Here is a 2,102-nt window from a genome sequence, read left to right as displayed (position 1 = left end):
GATCAGCCGCCGGCTCGGCGAGATGACCGCGACGGGATGGCCGGTGCTGGTCGCGGTGTCCAACAAGGACTTCATCGGCGAGACCCTCAGGCGCCCGGGCGGTCCACCTGGCCGCGCCAGCCGCCGGTCTGGACGCCCCGCTCCTCGATGAACGTCTTGAAGCGCTGGAGGTCGCCCTTGACGCGGTGGCCCAGCGCGCCGGACTTGTCGCCGACCTTCTCGACGAGCCCCTCGGGATCGATCTCGATCTGGGCGGTGACCCGGGTGGTGGTGTCGTCGAGGCGGTGGAAGGTGACGACGCCCGCGTGGGTGGGGCCGTCCACCGACTTCCAGGCGACCCGCTCCTCCGGGAGCTGCTCGGTGATCTTGGCGTCGAACTCGCGCGCCACACCGGCGATCTTCGTCTTCCAGTGCGTCGTCGTGTCGTCGACCTGGCGGATCTCCTCGACCCCCTCCATGAACTCGGGGAACGTCTCGAACTGCGTCCACTGGTCGTAGGCGGTCCGGATCGGGACGGTGACGTTGACCGACTCGGTGATCGTGCTCATTCGGCGTCCTCCTCGTTGGCGTTCCGCGCGGCGCCCGCGCCTCTCGCCCGCGGGTGCCGCGATGGTGCTCAAGTCCGTCCCGTTCCCCGTAAAGGCCGGTCGATTCCAGTGATCCGGACCACGGGCCCGCTCCCCGTCCCGCCGGTACGGGTCAGCGGGCGGCCGCGGCGGCCGGCTCCGGGAGGGCGCAGGACCCGCCGAGCACGACGTGGTTGCCCTCGCCGAGGCAGCGGGCCAGCAGGTAGGTCTGCTGGCCGTAGTGGACGCCGCGCCGGACGGTGACGGCGCCCGCGCCGTCGACCTCGCACGGGTTGTTCATCGTGCAGCGCTCGCCGTCGTCGTTGCCGGTGTTGTTGATCCCGACGACCCGGTGCGTCCCGGCGTCGACGACCGGCGATCCGGAGGTGCCGTGGACGGTGGCGCACTCGGGCGCGTAGCGGAGGGAGTCCTTCCAGGTCCACTCGGCCTCGCGCAGCCGGTGGACGGTCGCGTCGATCTTGCAGCCGTAGATCGTCCTCCAGTAGCCGGAGACGATCCGGATGTCGGTGCCGTCGGACGGCTTCGCCGTCGACAGGCTCAGCGCGGGCGCGCCGTACCGCGCGCGGACGGCGGCGTAGGTGCTGTCCAGCCGGTAGACCGTGACGTCGGTGTCGGTCATCGTGGCGTACTCGACGCGGGTCGCCCTCAGGGTGCCGAGATCACCGGTGCCGGCCGGGTCGAGCAGCGTGAACGTCCGGGTGGACGGCTGGTCGACGATCACCTGGCCGGCCTCCGGCATCCCGGTCTCCAGGCAGTGGCCGTTGGTCATCACCAGGGCGGCGTCGGTGTCCAGGGAGCGCGGCCCCCGCACGAGGGAGCCCGAGCAGTTGCTGAGCTTGACGATCCCGGAGAAGTCGACCTCGTCCCGGGCGCCGTGCCCCGCCGGGACCCGCCGGCCGGACTGGAGGGCCGGGGCGGCCCGGGCGGCGCCCGTCCCGGCGGCGGCGAGGACGGTGGCCCCGGCCGCCGCGGCGAGCGCGGCTCCGGCGAGTCGTCTGGTCATGGGGTTCCTCTCGGGCGGACCGGCGGGACGCTCGGCCGGGACGGCGCTGTCCCGCCGGATGCTAGATCTTCCGCTGCCCCCCGGACGGAGAGGCGCAGCACCCCCGCACCGTGCGGCCATGCCCGTCTCACCTCCGCGCGCGGACGCACGGGGGCGCCGCCGCGGTCCCGTGCGCGGCGGCGGCCCCTTCGCGTCACGGCCGTCAGTCGACGTCGACCCAGCCGTAGGTGCGTTCGACGGCCTTCTTCCAGCCGGTGTAGCCGGCGTGGCGCTGGTCGTCGTCCCAGGTGGGGTGCCAGCGTTTGTCCTCGTTCCAGTTTTGGCGGAGTTCGTCGGTGGTGCTCCAGAAGCCGACGGCCAGGCCGGCGGCGTAGGCGGCGCCCAGGGCGGTGGTCTCGGCGACGACGGGGCGTGAGACCGGGACGCCGAGGATGTCGGCCTGCATCTGCATGCACAGCTCGTTGGCGGTGACGCCGCCGTCGACCTTGAGCACGTCCAGGTCGACGCCGGAG

Annotated in this window: 3 protein-coding genes and 1 pseudogene; 1 reads left to right on the top strand and 3 read right to left on the bottom strand. The window is 72.9% G+C overall.

Annotated features, from left to right (window positions below; translation table 11 throughout):
• Positions 1 to 97, top strand: a pseudogene (locus E1300_RS53235) (dihydropteroate synthase); the annotation flags it as partial.
• Here the strand turns inward: E1300_RS53235 and E1300_RS49245 are convergent.
• From E1300_RS49245 to E1300_RS49235, 3 genes are all read right to left on the bottom strand, one after another.
• On the bottom strand, positions 87 to 548 hold the full coding sequence (locus E1300_RS49245) for an SRPBCC family protein (RefSeq protein ID WP_131764119.1): 462 nt from the start codon (positions 546 to 548) through the stop codon (positions 87 to 89). The pseudogene E1300_RS53235 and the gene E1300_RS49245 sit on opposite strands and share 11 nt — an antisense overlap.
• Before the next feature lie 151 nt (positions 549 to 699).
• A complete protein-coding gene (locus E1300_RS49240; protein WP_131764118.1) occupies positions 700 to 1,590 on the bottom strand; it encodes a S1 family peptidase in 891 nt (296 codons plus the stop codon).
• A gap of 202 nt (positions 1,591 to 1,792) precedes the next feature.
• On the bottom strand, positions 1,793 to 2,102 hold a 310-nt coding region (locus tag E1300_RS49235), incomplete at its 5' end, for an FGGY-family carbohydrate kinase (RefSeq protein ID WP_242619915.1).

The organism is Actinomadura fibrosa, assembly GCF_900659615.1.
Classification (GTDB): Bacteria; Actinomycetota; Actinomycetes; order Streptosporangiales; family Streptosporangiaceae; genus Spirillospora; species Spirillospora fibrosa.
The sequence above is the reverse complement of the archived record's forward strand: the minus strand, read 5'-3'. Positions and strand labels throughout refer to the sequence as shown.